Origin of the sequence: Haloferax denitrificans ATCC 35960 (assembly GCF_000337795.1) — an archaeon.
Lineage (GTDB): Archaea > Halobacteriota > Halobacteria > Halobacteriales > Haloferacaceae > Haloferax > Haloferax denitrificans.
In genome coordinates, this window is the sequence record NZ_AOLP01000019.1 from 328,085 (window position 1) to 348,952 (window position 20,868).

Consider the following 20,868-nt stretch of genomic DNA (forward strand, 5'->3'; position numbering starts at 1 on the left):
AGTCTGGACTATCTCAAGAATGTCCTCGTAAGTCGGACAGTCTTGACGTTCGATATTACAGAGAAAACAATATGTGAAACGGATAGTATCATCCCGCATGGAATCGACAGACCGACTGATCGGTCTTGGAACTAAATCTGTTGCAGTCGGGGCGTTCATAATTGGATATGTTCAGTGGGCACCGAGCAGAATTGCGGAACTTCTGAACTCTCCGACCTATATAGGGTATCTGATATCACTCCAGTTTGGACTCTTAGTCGTCATCGTATTCTCGATTTTGTACATTATCTCTCACCTGAACGAGGTCCAAAAAGAGATCGAGGACAACATCGACCAGAGCGTTAATTATTACATCTCAAATTTGGATTCGATCAACGAGGAGTTCTTAGAGACGCTCCAAGACGGAGACGACGACGACGCGGAAGAGCAACCCGAAGAGATAGCCACAGACGGCGGGTCCCAGCCGCTCGACACTCACGTCCAAAAGCCGAACGGCGACCCGGAAGTCAGTCAGCAAAACACGGCCGATGACGAAGAGGAACCCCGGTCAGAGACGGAATCCTTGAGCCGGCTAACGACCACGGGGCGAGGGATGTTAGTCGGAATCGTCGTCGGAATCCCGCTTGGATTGTTATATTCTCTCGATGCGACGGTAATCGGTGGGCTACTCGGCGCGCTACTCGGAAACGAAATCGAATATCAGGCGATTAGACGGCAGGCACACCAGCGGGAACCGGATACCGATTACCGAACATCCAGTGAGGGTTCAAAAGATAAGATATTTGACATTTTGAAAAATTCGAGGCGACGATCAACCATCCGGATGGTATCCCAGTCGGATTCACCACTGACTATCGAAGAGATCGCTGAGCGAATCGCCGCTCAAGAGAACGATAAAGCGCGGTCTCAACTGACGTCTGATGAGCGTCAAAGAGTGTACATCACCCTCTATCAATTGCATCTGAGGAAGTTGTCCGAAGAGGAGATAATAGAGTTTGACGAAGAGAGCGGAGTCGTCCGTCGCGGGGAACTGTTTGACCCGTATCTTCGTTCACTTCACGAATATATCCCAGAAAACGACTTAGGTCAACGGGAACTGGACAACTGCTTCCACATCCTACAGAACGCACGGCGTAGAATGGTCATCGAGACCCTCGAAGACGTTGAATCTCCGGTCTCCATCGGCGACCTCGCGGAACGAATCGCATCCAACGAGACCAATAAAGCGATTGGACAGTTGACCTCGTCGGAGCGAAAGAGGGTCTACACGGCACTGTATCAGGCTCACCTACCGAAGTTAGCCGACGCGGATGTAATCGATTTCGACAAGCACCGCGGGAAAGTTAGCCGGGGAGACCGATTTGAAGACTATCTCAGAGCGAGTGCAGGGCGGAGGTCGCCGAGGAGACGATGGTTGAATACGAATCTGGAGCCACTCTCAGAGCCGATATACTATCTCTTCATCGGTGTCACAGCTATCGTCATCCTCCTCGGAAACGTCGGCGAGCTAGCGGTGATCTCCAACATCAGTGCGAACGTCTGGTTCGCGATCTATACCGCACTGGTGTTCGTGCCGATTATTTATCGGTTTACACAGAACCCGTGAAGCCTTGAAAACCCCCGCACGTCGTCCGTTCGAGGCGTTTTCCGATCGTGTCTCACCGCAGATGGGTGACTGACTAACAGGACTTCGTTTCGAGCCCGCTCACCGGCGAGCCGTCGTCCTCGTAGCTCGATTCGACGCCCGAGTCGGCGAACATCGGGAGGTTCATCGAGTAGTCGTAGACGACGCTGAACCGCGAGAAGGGGTTCGAGAGGAACGCCGCGGCGGGGCCGACGCCGTCGAACGCGACGCCCGCCCGGAGTTGGACGATGGAGTCGTTACCGACGGAGCCGCTGGCTTCCATCCCGAAGCCGCCCTCGCCGCCGAGGTTCTCGAACACGGAGAGGAAGACCACGAGGTCGATACCCGCGCCCTCGCCGCCGATGTCGAACTGGTGGCCTTCGCCGGGGAAACACGGCGAAGTCGCGGCGGTCGCGGCGGCGACCGGGGCGGTCGCGACAGTGAGAATCACGGCGAGCGTCAGGGACGCGCGAGTCGCGGCGTGCATACCGTCGCCTCCGGCGCGCTGATAATTAAGGATACGCCGCGATTCTCAGGCGTGATACCGTATCTCGAAGCGAAGCGAGGCGATGGACGCGCGCGTCGCGGCCCGGTCCCGGTGTTACTCCTCGCCGTCGAGCTGTCTGATGAGTTCGTCGAGGACGGCGTCCGCGCTGGCGAGGTTGGTCGCCAGCGGCGTCTGGTGGACGTCGCAGATGCGGAGCAGGGCGCTGATGTCCGGCTCGTGCGGCTGGGCGGTCAGCGGGTCGCGGAGGAAGATGACGCCGTCGCAGGTCTCGCTGGCGATTTCCGCGCCGATTTGCATGTCGCCGCCGAGCGGCCCGGACTGCTTGCGCTCGATGTCGAGCCCCGTGGCGTCGATGAGGCGCTGGCCGGTCGTGCCCGTCGCCATGAGTTCGAAGCGTTCGAGGTCGGCCTGCCGCTCCTCAGCGAACGAGATGAGGTCCGGCTTCTTCTCGTCGTGCGCAATAAGTGCGAGACGCATGGCAACCACTCGTTCGAGAGTCCTGATTAATGTTCGCCAATCGAAGTTCGTTCGTGGGGTTGACTACGCGCTAAACCGACCGACGAGTTCGCGTCCGTCGCCACCCACGTAGACGAGTTCGACGGGCTCGCCGCTCGCGACGTCGAACGAAATCGAATCGCCCTGTTCGACGGGTCCGTCTTCTCCCGACAGCGACGCCCACGACTGTTCGGTGTCGCCGGTGATCACAAGCATCTCACCTGCCGAAAACGAGTCGCCGCCGGCGTGTGCTATCGTCGCCGTTCCGTCGCTGACGCCGAACTGAAATGACACGGACGGGGTGGGACCCGCCTGTTCGCCCGTGCTGAGTACGAAGGTTCCCAACACCCCCGCGAGTACCACTGCGCCGACGATAGCGAAGACAACTCCGACGATGACGATAGCGATGACGACGGGGACGCGACTCCCGTCGGGTTTGCGATTGAGAATACTCATCGAGGTTCTATCTACTCGATGGTAATTATACTAGCTAGACAGGAGAACTGCCGAACGGGAACCGCAGTCCGTTACTTGAAGCGGAACGTTTCGAGGTTCTTCGGCGCGAACGTCCGCATGTTGTAGTCGTGGTAGAGCGCCGACGAGAGGTCCTGCACGGAGCGCTCGTCACCGTGGACGCACAGCACCTTCTCCGGGCGCGGGTTCATCGTCTTGACGAAGTTTTCGAGGCCCTGCCGGTCGGCGTGACCGGAGAAGCCGTCGACCGTCTCGACGTCCATCTTGAGCTTCAGCGTGTCCGACCGGCCCATGCCGTCGCGGCCGTTGACCGGAATCTCGTCCCAGCCGTTCTGGATGCGGCGGCCGAGCGTCCCCTGTGCCTGGTAGCCGACGAAGACCAGCCGGGACTTCGGGTCGGGGCCGACGTGGCGGAGCCACGACATGATGGGGCCGCCGGTGACCATCCCGGAGGTCGAGAGGATGATGGCCTGCTCGCCGTCGGCGACGTCCTGTCGCTCCTCTTCGCCGCCGTCGATGTGGTTGAACTCCTCGGCGAGGAACGGGTTTTCGTCCTCGTGGAAGATGCGGTCGCGGAGGTCGTCGCGGAGGTACTCGGGGTAGGTCGTGTGGATGGCCGTCGCCTCCCAAATCATCCCGTCGAGGTGGACGGGCATCTCCGGAATCTTGCCCGAGCGCATCGCCTCTTCGAGGACGAGCATAATCTCCTGCGAGCGGCCGACGGCGAACGCGGGGATGACGACCTTGCCGCCGCGGTCGTACGTCTCGTTTATGACCTCGATGAGCCGCTTTTCGGAGTCCTGCTGGTCGGTCTGGTAGTCGTTGCGGCCGCCGTAGGTCGATTCGAGGACGAGCGTCTCGACGCGCGGGAAGTCGTTGACCGCGCCGTTGAACAGGCGGGTGTCCTCGTAGTGGATGTCGCCGGAGAACGCGACGTTGTAGAGGCCGTCGCCGATGTGGAAGTGCGAGACGGCGGAGCCGAGGATGTGGCCCGCGTTGTGGAACGTCAGCTTCACGTCAGGGGCGATGTCGGTCACGTCGCCGTACTCCAGCGGGATGGTGTGCTTGATGGCCTCGCGGACCATCTCGGACTCGTACGGCGGGGTGCGGCCTTCCTTCGAGGCGACGTCGAGGTAGTCGAGCGTGAGCAGGCCCATGAGGTCGCGGGTCGGCTCGGTCGTGTAGATGGGGCCGTCGTAGCCGTACTTGAACAGAAGCGGGATGAGCGCCGAGTGGTCGAGGTGAGCGTGGGTGAGGACGACCGCGTCGAGCGAGTTCGCGCCCGACCCGAGCGCCTCGGGGACCTGCAGATACGGCACGTCGTCGGAGCCGGGCTTGTCGCCGCAGTCGACGAGGATGCGGGTCTCGGGCGTCGAGACGATAAAGGAGGCGCGGCCGACCTCGCGGCAACAGCCGAGGGTCGTGATGCGGACCCACTCGTCGTCCGAGAGCTGTTCGCGGTGAATCTGCCGGCCGGTCCGTTCGAGGATGCGGCGGCGGTCCTCGCGTTCCTGCTTGAGGAAGTTGCGGACGTTCGAGACCGTCGAAGACTCGATGGGCGGGGTGCGGACGACTTCGGGCGTCCAGCCGACTTTCTGCGTGATTTCGCGGAGCGTCGAGCCGTGACGGCCGATGACCATGCCCGGTTTCTCGGCCTCGATGACGACTTCGCCGGTGTCGATGTGGAAGTCGAGGTCGGTGACGCCGGCGTCCTCGGGGATGACGCTCAGAATCTTTGGCTCGGCCTCTCGGGGGTCGGACAGCACGTCCGGGTCCGGCCGAACCGTGATTCGCTTTCGGAGCTTACTCGCGAGTTTTCGGATGAGGTCGCCGTTCTGAGCGAACTTCTTCGGGTCGCGCGTGTAGACGACGAGTTCGGGACCCTCGTACTTGACGTCGGAAACCGAGATGTCGCGGGGGAGTTCGTTCGTAATCTCTGCCTTCAGATTCTCGAGTTGTTTATCTACGGAGCTCATAGTTACGAGCGACCCGTCCGGTCCTGCGCCGGCAGGTCTCGGGAACCCCTACCTCAGGAGCGTCGACGCGAGCCGGTCCACGTGTACGAGTGCCAGTCTCGGCCGACTGCGGAGAGAGCATAGTGAACTGAATACGGTTGTATCTCGACTGCGGGAAGAGGCAGGGAAAACCCGCTTACCCGACAGTACCATGTCGCCAGTATAAAACCCTTCGCAAAGCCGAAGCGTCTCGGGGTCGTTCGACGACCATGGACCTCACACCGGCGGCCGTCTCGGCGGAACACGACTGGGTTCGAGAGCGCGCCGACGTGGTCGTCCCGCTCATCAACGAGACGCGGCGGCGACTCGGCGAGCAGTTCGACACCCGCGTCGGCGAAGTCGACGACGCGGCCTACCGCGAGGCGGTCGACGCGGTGTTCGCCGACGGCGAGGTCGGCGTCAACGTCGCGGCCTACGTCCGCATCCTCAAGCAGTTAGACGTACAGGACGACTATCCGGGGTTCGTCGTCGACGAGGTGCTCGGCCGCGAACTCGCGGCGACCATCGCCGGCGGCGAGCCGCTCCGACTCCTCGCGCAGGCGACGTTCCACTTCGCGGACGTGGCCGTCCACACCGACGGTCCCGCCGGGCGCGACGACCTCGACGCCGCGCTCGCCGCCGGCTTTCAGACGCGCCTGCCGGGCTGGTCGTGGCGCGAGGGAGACTCACCGTTCGACAGCCGGCGCTGACGGTGAAACAGTATCACGAAAAAACGAGGTTCGGGCCGTTTACCACTCGATTCGAACGGGTTCCGACGACCGCTCGCGTTCGGTCGCCGAACCGAGGTCGCGGAGCCGTTCGCGGAACGCGCCGATACACTCCTCGCACGCGGTCACGTGCGCGAGCACGCCGTTTTCGTACTCGGCCATGACCGCCCGCGGGACCCGCCGCGTCAGTCGCTCCGGGCCCATCCGCCCGACGCCGCGCACGCCGAGGTCGCCTAACCCCGTCAGCCGCTCGCCGCGCGTCGCCGCCCACCGCGCGTACGACGCGAGCCGGTCGCGGGCGCGGCGCTCGCGCGGGCTCAACTCCCCGCTGACGTCTACGAACCGGTCCCACGTCTCGACCGTGTACTCCGAGACGAGGCCGCGCTCGACGGCGTCGTCCAGTCGCTCGATGACCGGTGTGAACTCCGCGCGCCGCCCGCTCGGTACCCACAGTTCGATTCGGACCTCCTCCTCACGGGGAGTCGGCCGCTCGTCGCTTACAATTGTGTCCATTGTTAGCACGCCAACCACCACGTTCTGGTAGGACAGCCGGCGATATGTATCTATGCGTCCGCCGGAACCGCCGACCGTCGCCGGCGAGAGACGGTCCGCGCGGCGGGGCGACGCGCCGGCACCTTCGGGGCGTTTAAGGGTTCGCTACGGCTACCGATGGGCAATGAGCGACGAGCAGGAACTCGGTATCACCGAGTCGAAGCAGTACAACACCGGCGAGTGGTACGCCGAGGTCGTCCAGAAGGCGGGCCTCGCGAACTACGGCCCGGAGGGCATGAGCGGCTTCATCGTGACTCGCCCGCGCGGCTACGCGCTGTGGGAGTCCATCCAGAACTACCTCGACGGCGAGTTCAAGAAGACGGGCGTCCAGAACGCGTACTTCCCGCTGTTTATCCCCGAGAGCTACCTCGAACGCGAAAAGGACATCGTCGAAGGCTTCGACCCCGAGGTCGCGTGGGTCACCCACGGCGGCCACGAGGAACTCGAAGAGCGCCTCGCCGTCCGCCCGACCTCTGAGTCTATCATCGCGCCCTACATGGCCCGGTGGGTCCGCAGTCACCGAGACCTTCCCCTCCGCGTGAACCAGTGGGCCTCCGTCGTGCGCTGGGAGGCCACCGAGACGAAGCCGTTCTTCCGCACCAAGGAGTTCCTCTGGCAGGAGGGTCACACGGCCCACGAGACCCGCGACGGCGCGTGGGACGAGACGATGACCCGCCTCTCGCAGTACCAGTCGCTCTACGAGGACGTGCTCGCCATCCCCGTGCTCCGCGGCGCGAAGCCGGAACACGACAAATTCCCCGGCGCGGACACGACGACGACCGTCGAGGCGCTCATGCCCGACGGCAAGTCCGTGCAGGCCGGCACCTCCCACTACCTCGGCACCTCCTTCGCCGAGGCGTTCGACCTCACCTACACGACCGAAGACGAGGACGAAGAGCCCGCCCACACGACCTCGTGGGGACTCTCGTGGCGTTCGCTCGGCGCGCTCATCATGACGCACTCGGACGACCAGGGACTCGTCCTGCCTCCGACCATCGCGCCCGAGCAGGTCGTCATCGTCCCCATCTGGCAGGCCGACACGCAGGAGAAGGTCCTCGACTACGCCGAAGACATCGCCGAAGATCTCGAAGACGCCGGCGTCCGCGTCGAACTCGACGCCCGCGACGAGCGCAACCCCGGCTTCAAGTTCAACGAGTGGGAGCTCAAGGGCGTCCCCGTCCGCTTCGAAATCGGCCCGAACGAGGTCGACGACGACGTCGTCACCGCCGTCCACCGCCCCGACGGCGAGTCGGTCGAACTCGACCGCGAGAACATCGCCGAGGCCGTCCAAGAGCAGTTCGACGAGGTGTACGCGAAGCTCTACGCCGCCGCGGAGGAGAACCTCGAAGAAAACGTCCGCGAGGCCACCTCGCGCAACGAGATTCTCGGCACCATCGGCCAACACGGCGGCTACGTGAAAGCGCCGTGGTGCGGCGACGAGGACTGCGAGGACGAGATTAAAGACCAGATCGCCGCCGAAATCGTCATGGTTCCCCTGAACGACGAGGACGCGGAGATTCACGACGACGAGGACTGCGCGGTCTGCGGCGACGACGCCGAGGAGACGGCGTACTTCGCGAAGTCCTACTGAATCGGCCGTCGCGCCGTTTTACACGGTTGTTCATATTTTTCGTCGTCCGTCGAATCATCATTAGTCGGCATACTATGTCTGCATACATCCTTATATGACATTGTAACACCCTTATGGTTTCAGGAAAAGTTGCTTATGGTGGTAGCCGCATCATTGGCGTATGACCAAGCCACACATAGACGCACCCTTCGCTCAGGGCGGGTTAGCCGACCCGACCGACGAGCGGTCGAACTGCGGCGTTGGGGCCGTCGTAGACCTCGAAAACGGCGCCTCGCACCGAGTCGTCGCAGACAGCCTCGAACTCCTGGAGAACCTCGAGCACCGCGGCACCACGGGCGCTGAGGAAAACACCGGGGACGGGGCGGGTATCCTGTTCCAACGACCCGACGAGTTCTTCGACTCCGTTCTCGAATCCGAGCTTCCGGACCTCTATGCGGCCGGTTCGGTGTTCATGCCGACCGACGACGAGGTCCGCGAGCGCGTTTCGGCGGTTGTCGAGGAGTCGCTGGCCGACCGCGGACTGTCCGTGTTCGACTGGCGCGACGTGCCGACCGACAACGCAGAGCTCGGCGCGACCGCGCTCGAATCGGAGCCCGACGTCTGGCAACTGTTCGTCGAGCCGGCCGACGAGATGACCGAAGACGACTTCGACCGCGCGCTGTACCTCGGGCGTCGAGCCGCCGAGAAGGCGGTCGACGACCTCGCTATCGAGGGCGCGGGACGGTTCTACGTCTGCTCGCTCGACCGGAAGACCATCGTCTACAAGGGACTGCTCACGGCCGAACAGCTCCCGAACTACTACCCCGACCTCGGCGACGAGCGGATGACGACTGAGCTCGCGCTCGTTCACGCGCGGTTCTCCACGAACACGCTCGGCGCGTGGCACCTCGCTCATCCGTACCGTCAGGTCATCCACAACGGCGAGATAAACACCATCCGCGGCAACGTCAACTGGATGCGCGCCCGCGAGACGGACCTCCAGCACGAGGCCTTCGGCGACGACATCGAGACGCTCATGCCCATCACGAAGGCCGACCAGTCCGACACCGCGAGCGTGGACAACGTGGTCGAACTGCTCCTCAAGAGCGACCGCGAACTCCCGCACGTCCTGCGGATGCTCATCCCCGAGGCGTACCGCAACGACGACGCGATGGACAAAGCGCGCCGCGACTGGTACGACTTCCACGCCTCGCTGGTCGAGCCGTGGGACGGCCCCGCGCTCGTCGCGGCAACCGACGGCGACCGCATCGCCGCCGTCCTCGACCGCAACGGCCTCCGCCCGTGTCGCTACGAGGTGACGACCGACGGCCGCCTCATCGTCGCCAGCGAGGTCGGCGCGCTCGACACCGACCCCGCGGAGCTCGAATCCCGCGGTCGGCTCCAGCCCGGCGAGATTTTCATGGCCGACCCCGAGGAGGGTCGCGTCATCCCCGACGCCGAGGTGTTCGACTCCCTCACCGACGAGAAGTACGGCGAGTGGGTCGACGAACAACAGCGCCACCTCGACGACATCGCCGGCGACGTGGACTCCACCTCGCGCGGACAGGTCGAGTCGCTCCGCGCGACGCAGGCCGCGTTCGGCTACACGCACGACCAGCTCAACCACATGATAGAGCCGATGGCCCGCGACGGCAAGGACCCCGTCGGCTCGATGGGCGACGACACGCCGCTTTCGGTGCTGTCGGACCTCAACCGGCCGCTTTTCACCTACTTCAAACAGCTGTTCGCGCAGGTGTCGAACCCGCCTATCGACTACATCCGCGAGAAGCTCGTGACGAGCCTGGAGTCGCGGCTCGGCTTCCAGCGGAACCTGCTCGACGAGTCGGCCGACCACGCGCGCCAGCTCGTCCTCGACTCGCCGGTCCTCACGGACGCCGAGACGGCGGCCATCAAGGACCTCGACGACGACATGCGGAGCGCCGTCGTCGACACCACCTACGAGAAGGGCGGCGACATCCGGGAGGCCATCGAGGCCGTCCGCGAGGAGGCCAAGGAGGTCATCGAAGACGGCGCGGACATCGTCGTCCTCTCCGACCGCGCGGTCGGGGCCGACCGCGTCGCCATCCCGAGCCTGCTCGCGACGGGCGCGGTCCACCACAGCCTCGTCCGCAACGGCCTGCGGAACCACGCCGGCCTCGTCGTCGAGTCCGGCGACCCCCGCGAGGTCCACCACCTCGCCACGCTCGTCGGCTACGGCGCGGGCGCGGTGAACCCCTACCTCGCCTACCAGACCATCGAGGACATCGTCGCCGGCCCCGACGGGGCCGACGAGGGCGAGGCCATCGACGCGTACGTCCACGCGCTCGAAGACGGCCTGCTCAAGACGATGGCCAAGATGGGCATCTCGACGGTCGAGAGCTACCGCGGCGCGCAGATTTTCGAGGCGGTCGGCCTCGCCTCCGACTTCGTCGCCGAGTACTTCGAGGGCACCGAAATCCGCACGGAGGGTATCGGCCTCGACGTCATCGAGGAGGACCTTTTGACCCGCCACGCCGCCGCCTTCGGCGCGGACCCGAAGCTCGAGCGGCAGGGCGAGTACGAGAACCGCTCGGCCGGCATCCACCACGGCTGGAACCCCCAGACCGTCGGCACGCTCCAGCAGTCCGTCCGCACCGGCGACTACGAGAAGTACCAGGAGTTCGCCGAACTGGTCAACGACCAGTCGAAACAGCTGAAGGCGCTCCGCGGCCTGCTCGAGTTCGACTCCGACCGCGAGCCCGTGGACATCGACGAGGTCGAACCCGTCGAGGACATCGTCAAGCGCTTTTCGACGGCCGCGATGTCGCTCGGCAGTCTCTCGCCGGAGGCCCACGAGAACAACTCCATCGCGATGAACCGCATCGGCGGCAAGTCCAACTCCGGCGAGGGCGGCGAGCCGCCGGAGCGCTTCGGCACCGAAAAGGAGTGTAACGTCAAGCAGGTCGCCTCCGGCCGCTTCGGCGTCACCTCGGAGTACCTCTCGTCGGCCGACGAGATTCAGATCAAGATGGCACAGGGGTCGAAGCCCGGCGAGGGCGGCCACCTCCCCGGCAAGAAGGTAAACGAGATGATCGCCCACGTCCGCTATGCGACGCCGGGCGTCGGCCTCATCTCGCCGCCGCCGCTCCACGACATCTACTCCATCGAGGACCTCAAACAGCTCATCTTCGACCTGAAGTCGGCCAACCCCGACGCCGACATCAACGTCAAGCTCGTCTCCGAGGCCGGCATCGGCACCATCGCCGCCGGCGTCTCGAAGGCGAAAGCCGACGTGGTCCACATTTCGGGCTACGACGGCGGCACCGGCGCGTCGCCGAAGACTTCCATCAAGAACGCGGGCCTCCCGTGGGAACTCGGCCTCGCCGAGGCCAACCAGATGCTCCGCGCGACGGGGCTTCGCTCCCGCATCCGCGTCTCCGTCGACGGCGGCATGAAGACCGGCCGCGACGTGGCCGTCGCCGCCCTCCTCGGCGGCGAGGAGTACGTCTTCGGGACCGCGTCGCTCGTCACCTCGGGCTGTGTCATGGCCCGCCAGTGCCACGAGAACACCTGCCCGGTCGGCGTCGCCACGCAGGACGAGAACCTGCGTCGCCGCTTCCCCGGCGAGCCCGACCACGTCATCAACTACATGACGTTCATCGCGCAGGAACTCCGCGAGATTATGGCCGACCTCGGCTTCACCTCGCTCGACGAGATGATCGGCCGTCCGTCGCTCCTCCGGCAGGTCGAGACGAACCACGAGAAGGCGAAGCACCTCGACCTCTCGTCGGTACTGGCCGAGCCCGAGACGGGCGCGCGCCGCAAGACCGAAGACCAGGTCCACGCGGACATCGAGACCCACGTCGACCACAAGCTCATCGACGAGGCCGCCGAGGCCATCGAGAACCGCGAACCGGTCGTCATTCGCCGCGACCTCTCGAACGTCGACCGCGCGGTCGGCGCGATGCTCTCGAACCGCATCTCCAACGCCCACGGCGGCGAGGGCCTGCCGGACGACACCATCCGCTGTGAGTTCGACGGCATCGCCGGCCAGACGTTCGGCGGCTTCCTCGCCCGCGGCGTCACGATGCGGCTCACCGGGGCCGCCAACGACTACGTCGGCAAGGGGCTCTCGGGCGGCCGCGTCATCGTCGACACGCCCGCCGAGGCCAACTACGAGGCCGCCGAGAACATCCTCATCGGCAACGTCGCCCTCTACGGCGCGACGCAGGGCGAGTGTTACGTCAACGGCCTCGCCGGCGAGCGCTTCGGCGTCCGCAACTCCGGCGTGAAGGCGGTCGTCGAAGGCGTCGGCGACCACGGCTGTGAGTACATGACCGGCGGCGTCGTCGCCGTCCTCGGCGAGACGGGCCGCAACTTCGCCGCGGGGATGTCCGGCGGCGTGGCCTACGTCTACGACCCCGACGACGAGTTCGCCGCGAAGGCGAACACCGAGATGGTGACGCTCGAAGACCACCTCGACGACAAGGACGAGGCGATGCTCACCCGGCTCGTCGAGAACCACCTCACGTACACCGACTCCGACCGCGCGGCCGAACTGCTCGACGACTGGCAGTCGGTCCTCGGCGACTTCGTGAAGGTGATGCCCGACGCGTACGCCGAGGTCATCGCCGAAGACGGCCGCGAGGACGTTCGCAACGAACTCCCCGCCAAGGCGGGCGCAATCGTCGACGCCGGTGCCGACAGGGTCGGCGCGGCGACGACCAGCGACGACTGAGCGCGCCACGCCTCCGAACCACCGACCGTCTTTTTCTTCCCGCACGCCGAGTCGCGAGTCAATGGCACGCGAGTACGACAAACTGGTCCGTGACGACATTCCCCGAATCGTCCGCGAGTCGGGCGAGACGCCGGTCGTCCACGTCGCCGACGACGAGGAGTTCGACCGCCGACTGCGCGAGAAACTGGTCGAAGAGGCCGAAGAGTTCGCCGAATCCGGACGCGTCGAAGAACTCGCAGACGTGTACGCCGTTGTCGATGCGGTCCTCGCCCGACGCGACGAGGACTGGGAGACCGTCGAGACGGCGGCGCGAGAGAAGGCGGCCGAGCGCGGTGGATTCGAAGACGGCGTGGTACTCGAACGCGTCGAGTGAGGTCCGCGCCGGCTACGCCGACGCGTGATTAGACACAGTCGTCGGTCCCGTCGCCAGTCGGGCGCGAGGCGCGCGATTCGCCGGACGACGAGCAGGTCGCCGCGAACGCCACCGAACCGGCACCCGCCACCGATTCTCCCACGTTTTTCACCGCGCGCACCCTCGGCCGAGACATGGACAACGCACTCGTCATCGGCGGCACGCGATTCATCGGCCGCCACCTCGTCTCCGAACTCCTCGACAGCGGCTACGCCGTGACCATCTTCAACCGCGGCAACCACGACAACCCCTTCGAGGACGACCCGCGCGTCCAGCACGTGCAGGGCGACCGAACCGACGACGAGGCGCTCCGAACCGCGAAGCTGACCGTCGAGCCCGACGCGGTGTTCGACTGCGTGGCGTACAAGCCCGCGGAGGTCGCTTCGGCGGTCGATATCTTCGCCGACGTGGACGCCTACGTCTACATCTCCAGCGGCGCGGCCTACGGGGCCGAAGTCATCCCGAAGCGCGAGGGCGAGACGCCGCTTTGCGACTGCACCGACGAGCAGGCGACCGACGACTCGGGCGCGAGCTACGGCCCGCGGAAGGCCGAGGGCGACCGCGTCGTCTTCGAAGCGGCCTCGCGGGGAATCAACGCGATGTCCGTCCGCCCCTGCATCGTCTACGGTCCCGAGGACTACACCGAGCGCCTCGACTACTGGATCGACCGCGTGCTGAACTACGACCGTGTCGTCGTCCCCGGCGACGGGACGAACGTCTGGCACCGAGCGTACGTCGAGGACGTGGCGAGCGCGATGCGCGTCGTCGCCGAGGAGGGCGAGGCCGGCGAGGCCTACAACGTCGGCGACAGACGGCTCGTGACGCTCGAAGAGATGGTCGAAGTCATCGCCGACGCCGCGGGCACCGACGTCGAGGTCGTCCACGCGGGCGAGCGCGAACTCGCCGCGGCCGACCTCTCGATGGACGACTTCGTCCTCTACCGCGACTACCCGCACGTCCTCGCGACGGACAAGCTCGCCCGACTCGGCTGGGAGTCGACTCCCGTCGAGGAGGCGATGCGCCGGTCGGTCGCCGACCACCGCGAGAGCGACCGCGACGGCTCCGAACACGACCCCGGCCGCGACGCCGAAGAACGCGTGCTCTCGATACTCGATACGCTCTGAGGCGGGGTGATTCGCTCGAAAAACCGAGGCGGCGAGGCGGCGGCTCCGACGAACTCAGCTGAACTGGCCGTCGTGGTCCATCTCGGGGACCTCGTCTTCGAGCCACTCGCGGAACCACTTGACTCGTTTGAGCCGCTGGTGGGCGAAGCTCTGGGCCGTGTCGGTTTCGAGTCGCGCGGAGGCGTCGCGGCCGCGTTCGAAGACGCGCTCGACCATCTCGGCGGCGTCCATGTGGGTCCGGGCCTCGTAGCCCATCCGCAGGAGCATCAGTGCGGTGCCGTTCGCGCCGATTTTGTCGAGGATGTCGGCCTCGATGAGACAGCGCGTCTCCAGCGACACGTCCGTCAGCGATCCCTGATACGAGTGGTCGGAGACGACCTGACACACCTGCTCGACGAACGACTCGGGGTAGTCGCCGTGGCTACTGAGGAACTCGCGGGCGACGCGAGCGCCCTCCTCGGCGTGGACGTCCTGGTCGGCTTCGAGCTTCGAGATGTCGTGAAAGAGGGCGGCCACGCGAACGACGTTCACGTCCGCGCCCTCGCGGTCGGCGATGCGCGTCGCGAGGTCGACGACGTTGAGGATGTGGTTGAACCGGTACTCCGCGGAGTGCCACGGGTACCAGCGCATCCGCCCGCCGTCGTCTTCGTTTTCGACGCTCGCAGAGAGATAGTCCGAGACGAAGCGCTTCATGTCTTCGAACTCCGCGTCGGAGACGGCCGACTCTTTGATTTCAACGCCCACGGCAGAACCTCCGTCGGTGTTGGCACGTGCGTATTCTCATTACACAGAATGAGGGTCGTTCCACTCTTAGGCGTTACGACACCCTCAGTCGCGGGAACCGTGCTCTCGGGCGAACAGACCGGGTCTCGTGGCCGGTGGTGTGAAGCCGTGCCACATCGGAGAGAGTTAACTCGCCCGGCCGCATCGTCTCCGCCGTGACCGACGCACGATACCTCGACGACGCGGCGACAGACGAGTTCGAGGCGACCGTCGAGACGGTCCGCGGGAGCGACCGCGTCGTCCTCGACCGAACCTACTTCTATCCGACCGGCGGCGGCCAACCACACGACACGGGGACGCTCTCGACCGGCGGCGAGCACTGGACCGTGACCGACGTCCGGAAACGCGACCGAATCGAACACGTCGTCGCGGGCGACGCGCCCGAACCGGGAACGACCGTCACCGGGTGCATCGACGCGGCGCGGCGGCGCGCGCACAGTCGCTACCACACGGCTCAGCACCTCCTCTCTGCGGTCCTCCTCGACGAGTTCGGCGCCGAGACGACGGGCAACCAACTGTACGCCGACCGCGCGCGCCTCGACTGCGCCTACGACCGCTTCGACGACGACGACCTCCAGACCATCGAGACGCGCCTGAACGACCTCGTCGCGTCCGACCTCCCCGTCCGGTGGTACAGCCTCGACCGCGAGGAGGCCGAGGCGACGCTCGACCCCGAGCGAACCCGTCTGCACCTGCTTCCGGAGTCGATTCGCGAGGTCCGCATCGTCGAAATCGGCGACGCCGAGGACCCCTTCGACCGGACCGCCTGCGCGGGGACGCACGTCGCATCGACGGGCGACATCGGCGCGGTCTCCGTCACCGGCCGGACGACCCAAGGCTCGGCGCACGAGCGCGTGAACTTCGTCCTCGAATAGCCGGTCGCCGGTCGCCGGTCGAATCGACTCCTCGGCCGGGACCGCGACTACGCGGACCGGGACGCTTCTGCCCGCGCCCGCGGCTCGCACACCCAGCCCTCGCGGACCGGAACCAACTCGTAGCCCGCCTCGCGGAGCAGGGCCTTCGCCGCCGCCTCGTCGTGGCTCCCGCGGGCGTCGTGCAGTTCGAAATACACCGTCGGCCGGTGCTCGCGGAGGACTTCCTCCGCCCCCCGAAGCACGTTCAGGCCGAACCCCTCGACGTCCACTTTCAGGTGGTCAGGCGGCGGGACCGTCCCGGCGTCGACGAGCGAGTCCAGCCGTCGCATCGACACCGACGCCGTGTCGACGACCCGCGCCTCCCACGCGTTCGCGTGGTCCCGCGAGAACGACCCCAGTTCGTCGTAGCTCGACAGGTGGAACGCCCGCGATTCGTCGGCTTCACCGAGGCCGCAGTCGAGGAGGTCCACCCGGTCGTCGAAGTCGTTGACCTCGACGTTCGCCCGCAACTGGTCTATGACCTCGGGGTGCGGCTCGACGGCGACCACCCGCGCCGAGGGCTCGCTGGCCGCGACCGCGAGCGTGTAGGTGCCCGTGTTCGCGCCCACGTCGACGACCACGTCGCCGCCGTCGAGCCCGAGCAACAGCGCCTGCAGGAGCACGTCGTTGCCGTGGCGGTTGTACAGCTCGTAGCTCCTGAAGCTCGTCCGCCCGACGTGCTTTTTCGTGGCGACGAGCCGTCGCTCGTAGTTCGCCCGGACGAGCGCGTAGTGGAGGGAGTACGCGAGGTGGCGAGCGGCCGACACCGGGTGCAGGAGAGACACGTTAGTGTATTGTCATTGTGTGGCGATAAAAATCGCTCGGCGGAGACGCGACTCGGCGTGTTATCGATTCGTCGGAGAAGTTTGAGTAGTCCCGGGCGGATTCGAACCGCGAGGTCTCGAATCCTCTCGACCTCTGGGCGTCGAATCCGCGCAGGCTATCCGCTCCTCACGTTCGTTCGTCGCAGGATAGTCCCGGGCGGATTCGAACCGCCGTCAGCGGCTGTCTTCTCGGCACGCATTGAACCGTACCAATCCAAAGGCCGCTATGATTGGCCACTACACCACGGGACTTCGGTCACGTCGTTCGCTCGTCCCCTGTAACTCGCAATCGCTTCGAGATTGCTCACCACCACGGGACTGCGCACTCGTCGGTTGTCCGCTGGTAAATGAAAACGCTTCGGTTCCGGTCGGTCGGCGGCGGCGACTAATCGGCGGCTTCCGTCTCCGTCTCGGGTTCCGCGCCGCACACGTCGAGATACTCGCAGGCGTCCGTCTCGGGGTCGAAACAGTCGGGACACTCGGAGTTGCGGTCGATGATGGTGTCGAGTCGCTCCGCGATCATCCCGTCGATGACGGGTTCGAGTTCGCGGGCCTCCGCGCGGAACTCCTCGACGTCGAGGACGTTCGAGAGGAAGCGCTCGATGATGCAGTAGGTCTGGAGCGCGTCGCGGGCGCGGACGATGCCCTCGTCCGTGAGCGTGACGCCCTTGTACTTCTCGTGTTCGGCGAGGCCACGGGATTCGAGCTTGCCGATCATCTCGTTCGCACTCGCCGGACTCACCTCCATCATGTCCGCGAGCGCGCCGGTGGCCGCCGGGCCGTTCTCCATCTCCTGCAGCAGGTAAATCGCCTTGACGTATTGGTCTGCCGTGTTCATCGTTTCACTCGCGGTCTTCCATGATTCGCGTCACTTCTTCTACGCCCTCGGCCTCCTCGTCGCGAATCGCCGACAGCGTCGCGACGAGTTCCTCGCGGTCGATAGAGAACTGTGCCTCGCTCGCCTCGATGGCCTCGATGACGTCGTCGTAGAACTTGTAGGCAGTCTCCTCGTTACAGAGCTGGTCGTACAGAACGCCGTCGAAGTCCTCGGGCTTCGTCTGGCCGTACTGGGCCTCGACCAGCGCCTCAATCTCCTCGAAGGGGACGCTGTCGACCTCCAGCCGGTCGATGACGGCTTCGAGGCGTTCGCGGTGGTCCGCGGACTCCTCGGCGGCGTGCGAAAGCAGGGCCCGAATCTCCTCGTCGAGCGCGTCTTCGTCGAGTTCCTCGTGGTGGTGGTAGGCGCGCGCCTCCACGACTTCTTCGAGGACGATACCGATCTGGAGGAGTCGTGCGAGCTGGTGGTCCGAGCTGACCTGATACCCGACGCTCACGGACTCGTCCCCCTCACCGTTCGAAGACACGGTCCCGCGACGTACATACACACCTCTCCGAGAGTAACCGACTTAAGCGGTTCCCTCGCGGGTCGGCGAGGCGGGAAGCATCGGTCGGCGAAACGGCGAAAAAACGGTCGGCGAAGCCGCGCCGCGGAGCGGTCGGACTACCGCAGGCGGGCCGCGATGAGCTCCTCGAGGTCGTCGCGGAACTCGTCGACGGCAATCTCTTCGAGGACGGGGACGAAAAAGCCCTCCACGAGCATGTTACGGGCCTGTTCTTCGGGGATGGACCGAGAGACCATGTAGAAGAGGTCCTCGGCGTCGACCTGCCCGACGGAGGCGGCGTGCGACGCCTCGGTGTCGTGGTTGTTGATGATGAGCTTCGGCGACGCGTCCGCCTCGGACTGGTCCGAGAGCATCAGCGTGTTCTCGCGCTGGTAGGAGTTCGTGCTCCACGCGTCGCGGCCGACGTCCTGGACGCCCTCGTACACCGAGCGCGCCTCGTCGTCGAGGACGCCGCGGGTCACGAGGTCGGCCGTCGTGTTCTCGGCTTTGTGCCAGACGCGGGCGTTCACGTCGAGGTGCTGGTCGTCGTGACCGAAGAACGCGCCGACGATTTTCGTCTCCGACGCCTCGCCGTTGAGTTCGGTCTCGACGTCGCTCCGGGTGAGCCGCGAGCCGAGGTTCCCCTCGATCCAGTTGACCGTCGAGTAGGTGTCGGCGTCGGCGCGCTTGAGCGAGTACGTGTACGTCTCCTCGTCGAGGTTCTGCAGAGAGCCGTACTGGACGTACGAGTTCTCGCCCGCGTCGATTTCGACGAGGTTCGAGAAGTACCGCGCGTCGTCGACGCTGTCGCCGGACTCGACGGCTTCGAGGATGGTGACCGACGAGGATTTCTCGGTGACGACGAGCGTGTGGCTGAACAGCGACCGAGAGTTCATCTCGGCGCGAATCTTCACGTCCTCGGCGTCGACGCCCTCGGGGACGTAGATGAACGTGCCCGTGGTGAAAAGCGCCGCCGAGAGAGCCGTGAGGTAGTTCGACTCGGGGGCGACGACGGAGCCGAAGCGCTCCTCGATGAGGTCGCCGTACTCGTCGAGCGCCTCCGTGAAGGGGAGGACGACGACGCCCTCGGGCGACTCGCGGGTCGTCTCGTCGGCCTGGTTCAGCGGGTCGACGAGCGACTCGAAGTCGAGCGCTTCGAGGTTCGTCCAGCGGCGACCGGGCGTCTGGATGACGTCCGGCAGTTCGAGCTCGTCGAGTGCTTCGAGGGCTTCGAGGCGGGCCTCGAGGAGCCACTCCGGCTCGTCCCGTGCGTCCGAAATCTCTCGTACCGTCTCTGCGGACAGGTTCGCGGGAAGTTGCGCACTCATTGGTTATCCGAGGCTACCCTCCATCTCGAGTTCGACGAGTCGGTTGAGTTCGACCGCGTACTCGATGGGCAGTTCCTCCGTGATGGGTTCGATGAACCCGGAGACGATCATCTGCTTCGCGTCGTCGTCGTCGAGACCGCGCGACTGGAGGTAGAAGATGTCCTCGTCGCCGATCTTGCCGACGGTCGCCTCGTGGGCGACGTCCACCGTGGACTCGTTGATCTCCATGTACGGCATCGTGTCCGAGGTGGACTCGTTGTCGAACATGAGCGCGTCACACTCGACCGCGGTCGAGGAGTTCTTCGCGCCGTTGGCGATGTGGACGAGACCGCGGTAGTTCGTGCGGCCGCCGTCCTTCGAGATGGACTTCGACTCGATGGTCGATTTCGTCTCGGGGGCGTTGTGGTACACCTTCGCGCCGGTGTCGATGTTCTGACCCTCGCCCGCGAAGGCGATGGTGATGTGATTGTCGGAGGCGCCGCGGCCCTTCAGAATCGACGCCGGGTAGAGCATGGTGGCCTTCGAGCCCATCGAGCCCGAAATCCACTCCATACGGCCGCCCTTCTCGACGATGGCGCGCTTGGTGTTGAGGTTGTAGGTGTTCTTCGACCAGTTCTGGACGGTCGAGTACTGGACGTGGGCGTCCTCGCCGACGAACACTTCGACGCCGCCGGAGTGGAGGTTGAACGCGGAGTACTTCGGGGCCGAACAGCCCTCGATGTAGTGGACTTCGGAGCCCTTCTCCGCGACGATGAGCGTGTGCTCGAACTGGCCCATGCCCTCGGAGTTCATGCGGAAGTACGCCTGCACCGGCATCTCGACCGTCACGTCCTCGGGGACGTAGACGAACGAGCCGCCGGACCAGATGGCGCCGTGAAGCGCGGCGAACTTGTTGTCGCTCGGGGGGACGCACTTCGTCATGAAGTACTCCTTGACGATGTCTTCGTGCTCTTGGACCGCCTGGTCCATGTTCATGAAGACGACGCCTTTCTCCTCCCAGCGCTCCTGCATGTTCTGGTAGACGACTTCGGACTCGTACTGGGCGCCGACGCCCGAGAGGGCGTTCTTCTCGGCTTCCGGGATGCCCAGCTTGTCGAAGGTGTCCTTGATGTCGTCCGGCAGGTCGCGCCAGTCGTCGACGCCGCCGCGGACTTCCACGTCGGGTCGGATGTACGGGACGATTTCGTCCACGTTGACCTCGGAGAGGTCGGGCTGGCCGGGCCAGTCGGTCGGCATCGGCATTTTCTGGTACTGCTTGAGCGCGCGAAGGCGGCGCTCGAGCATCCATTCGGGCTCGTCTTTGTCCTCCGAGATGACGCGGATGGTCTCTTCGGTGAGACCCTTCTCGGCCACGAACGCGGCCTTCTGCTCCTTCTTGAACTCGAAGCGAGCTTCCGTGTCTGTCTCTTTGAGGTGGTCTTGGTCGGAACTCATGATGT

Annotated in this window: 18 protein-coding genes and 1 tRNA gene; 7 read left to right on the forward strand and 12 right to left on the reverse strand. The window is 65.1% G+C overall.

Going from position 1 to position 20,868, the window contains the following annotated elements:
• The first annotated feature begins 97 nt into the window (after positions 1-97).
• Positions 98-1,606, forward strand: coding sequence for a DUF7344 domain-containing protein (locus C438_RS17980; protein ID WP_004971136.1), 1,509 nt, complete (start codon positions 98-100; stop codon positions 1,604-1,606).
• A 73-nt stretch (positions 1,607-1,679) separates the two neighbouring features.
• Here the strand turns inward: C438_RS17980 and C438_RS17985 are convergent, their stop codons facing one another.
• The 4 genes from C438_RS17985 to C438_RS18000 form a co-directional block, all read right to left on the reverse strand.
• The gene (locus tag C438_RS17985) at positions 1,680-2,111 is read right to left on the reverse strand and encodes a DUF7332 family protein (RefSeq protein WP_004971137.1); all 432 of its coding nucleotides are present in this window, start codon (positions 2,109-2,111) and stop codon (positions 1,680-1,682) included.
• A gap of 114 nt (positions 2,112-2,225) precedes the next feature.
• The gene (locus C438_RS17990) at positions 2,226-2,609 is read right to left on the reverse strand and encodes a methylglyoxal synthase (RefSeq protein WP_004971138.1); all 384 of its coding nucleotides are present in this window, start codon (positions 2,607-2,609) and stop codon (positions 2,226-2,228) included.
• 63 nt (positions 2,610-2,672) lie between these two features.
• Positions 2,673-3,083 carry a type IV pilin gene (locus C438_RS17995; RefSeq protein WP_004971140.1) on the reverse strand — a complete coding sequence of 137 codons (411 nt, stop codon included), beginning with the start codon at positions 3,081-3,083 and terminating at the stop codon, positions 2,673-2,675.
• A 71-nt stretch (positions 3,084-3,154) separates the two neighbouring features.
• A complete protein-coding gene (locus tag C438_RS18000; RefSeq protein ID WP_004971141.1) occupies positions 3,155-5,077 on the reverse strand; it encodes a beta-CASP ribonuclease aCPSF1 in 1,923 nt (640 codons plus the stop codon).
• A gap of 248 nt (positions 5,078-5,325) precedes the next feature.
• Here C438_RS18000 and C438_RS18005 point away from each other — a divergent pair, with 248 nt between their 5' ends.
• Positions 5,326-5,805, forward strand: a complete 480-nt coding sequence (locus C438_RS18005) for a hypothetical protein (protein WP_004971142.1) — start codon at positions 5,326-5,328, stop codon at positions 5,803-5,805.
• 39 nt (positions 5,806-5,844) lie between these two features.
• On the opposite strand, the gene C438_RS18010 is transcribed toward C438_RS18005, so the two are convergent.
• The gene (locus tag C438_RS18010) at positions 5,845-6,336 is read right to left on the reverse strand and encodes an HTH domain-containing protein (RefSeq protein WP_004971143.1); all 492 of its coding nucleotides are present in this window, start codon (positions 6,334-6,336) and stop codon (positions 5,845-5,847) included.
• Positions 6,337-6,499: 163 nt separating this feature from the next.
• Here C438_RS18010 and proS point away from each other — a divergent pair, with 163 nt between their 5' ends.
• The 4 genes from proS to C438_RS18030 all read left to right on the forward strand — a co-directional run bounded on the left by proS (position 6,500) and on the right by C438_RS18030 (position 14,198).
• The gene (gene proS / locus C438_RS18015; RefSeq protein ID WP_004971144.1) at positions 6,500-7,966 is read left to right on the forward strand and encodes a proline--tRNA ligase; all 1,467 of its coding nucleotides are present in this window, start codon (positions 6,500-6,502) and stop codon (positions 7,964-7,966) included.
• Positions 7,967-8,126: 160 nt separating this feature from the next.
• Complete coding sequence (gene gltB, locus C438_RS18020) at positions 8,127-12,662, forward strand: glutamate synthase large subunit (protein WP_004971145.1); 4,536 nt, start codon at positions 8,127-8,129, stop codon at positions 12,660-12,662.
• 61 nt (positions 12,663-12,723) lie between these two features.
• A complete protein-coding gene (locus tag C438_RS18025; RefSeq protein ID WP_004971146.1) occupies positions 12,724-13,035 on the forward strand; it encodes a nucleoside triphosphate pyrophosphohydrolase in 312 nt (103 codons plus the stop codon).
• Between the two features lie 173 nt (positions 13,036-13,208).
• Positions 13,209-14,198 carry an NAD-dependent epimerase/dehydratase family protein gene (locus tag C438_RS18030; protein WP_004971147.1) on the forward strand — a complete coding sequence of 330 codons (990 nt, stop codon included), beginning with the start codon at positions 13,209-13,211 and terminating at the stop codon, positions 14,196-14,198.
• Between the two features lie 54 nt (positions 14,199-14,252).
• On the opposite strand, the gene C438_RS18035 is transcribed toward C438_RS18030, so the two are convergent.
• Positions 14,253-14,942, reverse strand: coding sequence for an HD domain-containing protein (locus tag C438_RS18035; protein WP_004971148.1), 690 nt, complete (start codon positions 14,940-14,942; stop codon positions 14,253-14,255).
• A gap of 194 nt (positions 14,943-15,136) precedes the next feature.
• On the opposite strand from C438_RS18035, the gene C438_RS18040 reads away from it, so the two are divergent.
• Positions 15,137-15,856 (forward strand): alanyl-tRNA editing protein, encoded by a 720-nt coding sequence (locus tag C438_RS18040; protein WP_004971149.1) that lies wholly within the window; start codon positions 15,137-15,139, stop codon positions 15,854-15,856.
• A 47-nt stretch (positions 15,857-15,903) separates the two neighbouring features.
• On the opposite strand, the gene C438_RS18045 is transcribed toward C438_RS18040, so the two are convergent.
• The 6 genes from C438_RS18045 to sufB all read right to left on the reverse strand — a co-directional run bounded on the left by C438_RS18045 (position 15,904) and on the right by sufB (position 20,863).
• The gene (locus tag C438_RS18045) at positions 15,904-16,662 is read right to left on the reverse strand and encodes an FkbM family methyltransferase (RefSeq protein ID WP_004971150.1); all 759 of its coding nucleotides are present in this window, start codon (positions 16,660-16,662) and stop codon (positions 15,904-15,906) included.
• 205 nt (positions 16,663-16,867) lie between these two features.
• A tRNA-Gln gene (locus tag C438_RS18050) sits at positions 16,868-16,971 on the reverse strand.
• 133 nt (positions 16,972-17,104) lie between these two features.
• The gene (locus C438_RS18055; protein ID WP_004971151.1) at positions 17,105-17,557 is read right to left on the reverse strand and encodes a metal-dependent transcriptional regulator; all 453 of its coding nucleotides are present in this window, start codon (positions 17,555-17,557) and stop codon (positions 17,105-17,107) included.
• Between the two features lie 4 nt (positions 17,558-17,561).
• Positions 17,562-18,053, reverse strand: a complete 492-nt coding sequence (locus C438_RS18060) for a hypothetical protein (protein ID WP_004064301.1) — start codon at positions 18,051-18,053, stop codon at positions 17,562-17,564.
• A gap of 167 nt (positions 18,054-18,220) precedes the next feature.
• Positions 18,221-19,429 (reverse strand): Fe-S cluster assembly protein SufD, encoded by a 1,209-nt coding sequence (gene sufD, locus C438_RS18065; protein ID WP_004971152.1) that lies wholly within the window; start codon positions 19,427-19,429, stop codon positions 18,221-18,223.
• A gap of 3 nt (positions 19,430-19,432) precedes the next feature.
• A complete protein-coding gene (gene sufB, locus C438_RS18070) occupies positions 19,433-20,863 on the reverse strand; it encodes a Fe-S cluster assembly protein SufB (protein ID WP_004044077.1) in 1,431 nt (476 codons plus the stop codon).
• Positions 20,864-20,868 lie beyond the last annotated feature (5 nt).

Excerpts from the sequence above, each read along its gene's own strand:
- C438_RS17980 (WP_004971136.1), top strand. The coding sequence starts at position 98 with ATGGAATCGACAGACCGACTGATCGGTCTTGGAACTAAATCTGTTGCA.
- C438_RS18055 (WP_004971151.1), bottom strand. The coding sequence starts at position 17,557 with ATGAACACGGCAGACCAATACGTCAAGGCGATTTACCTGCTGCAGGAG.
- C438_RS18010 (WP_004971143.1), bottom strand. The coding sequence starts at position 6,336 with ATGGACACAATTGTAAGCGACGAGCGGCCGACTCCCCGTGAGGAGGAG.
- proS (WP_004971144.1), top strand. The coding sequence starts at position 6,500 with ATGAGCGACGAGCAGGAACTCGGTATCACCGAGTCGAAGCAGTACAAC.
- C438_RS17985 (WP_004971137.1), bottom strand. The coding sequence starts at position 2,111 with ATGCACGCCGCGACTCGCGCGTCCCTGACGCTCGCCGTGATTCTCACT.
- sufB (WP_004044077.1), bottom strand. The coding sequence starts at position 20,863 with ATGAGTTCCGACCAAGACCACCTCAAAGAGACAGACACGGAAGCTCGC.
- C438_RS18030 (WP_004971147.1), top strand. The coding sequence starts at position 13,209 with ATGGACAACGCACTCGTCATCGGCGGCACGCGATTCATCGGCCGCCAC.
- sufD (WP_004971152.1), bottom strand. The coding sequence starts at position 19,429 with ATGAGTGCGCAACTTCCCGCGAACCTGTCCGCAGAGACGGTACGAGAG.
- C438_RS18000 (WP_004971141.1), bottom strand. The coding sequence starts at position 5,077 with ATGAGCTCCGTAGATAAACAACTCGAGAATCTGAAGGCAGAGATTACG.
- C438_RS17990 (WP_004971138.1), bottom strand. The coding sequence starts at position 2,609 with ATGCGTCTCGCACTTATTGCGCACGACGAGAAGAAGCCGGACCTCATC.
- C438_RS17995 (WP_004971140.1), bottom strand. The coding sequence starts at position 3,083 with ATGAGTATTCTCAATCGCAAACCCGACGGGAGTCGCGTCCCCGTCGTC.
- gltB (WP_004971145.1), top strand. The coding sequence starts at position 8,127 with ATGACCAAGCCACACATAGACGCACCCTTCGCTCAGGGCGGGTTAGCC.
- C438_RS18005 (WP_004971142.1), top strand. The coding sequence starts at position 5,326 with ATGGACCTCACACCGGCGGCCGTCTCGGCGGAACACGACTGGGTTCGA.
- C438_RS18025 (WP_004971146.1), top strand. The coding sequence starts at position 12,724 with ATGGCACGCGAGTACGACAAACTGGTCCGTGACGACATTCCCCGAATC.